Genomic DNA, 437 nt, shown 5'->3' with positions numbered 1-437 from the left:
GTTCTACACCGTCCTCGACGACAGCACACGCGACATTACCGAAGAAGCTTTGGAACACGCCAAAGGTCATTTGCGCAGCGAATTGGCCAAACGCATCAAACTCTTCAAAACGCCTGAGCTGCACTTCAAATACGACGAATCACTCGAACGCGGCATGAGTATTTCCAGCCTGATCGACCAAGTAGCGGCGGAAAAACCGGTTGAAGACTGATTGATTAAAACACACAGGCCGTCTGAACCCTTTCAGACGGCCTAAACATTAACACTCCCCCAACTTAATATGACAGCCAAACCCACCAAACGCCCTGTCAACGGCGTTCTTCTCCTCGACAAACCTGAAAGCCTTTCCAGCAATACCGCCCTGCAAAAGGCGCGGCGCTTGTTCCGTGCCGAAAAAGCCGGGCATACCGGCGTACTTGATCCTTTGGCTACAGGGC

Annotated in this window: 1 protein-coding gene and 1 pseudogene; both read left to right on the top strand. The window is 52.2% G+C overall.

Annotated elements, in window-relative coordinates; genetic code table 11:
* Positions 1 to 211, top strand: a 211-nt coding sequence (rbfA, locus tag ACTHUR_RS21350; protein WP_440400809.1) for a 30S ribosome-binding factor RbfA, incomplete at its 5' end; no start/stop codon positions are given.
* 69 nt (positions 212 to 280) lie between these two features.
* A pseudogene (locus ACTHUR_RS21345) lies at positions 281 to 437 on the top strand (tRNA pseudouridine(55) synthase TruB); the annotation flags it as partial.

Source organism: Neisseria sp. P0021.S007 (assembly GCF_051956855.1).
Note: the sequence above shows the minus strand (reverse complement) of the source record. Positions and strands in the feature narration are given on the sequence as shown.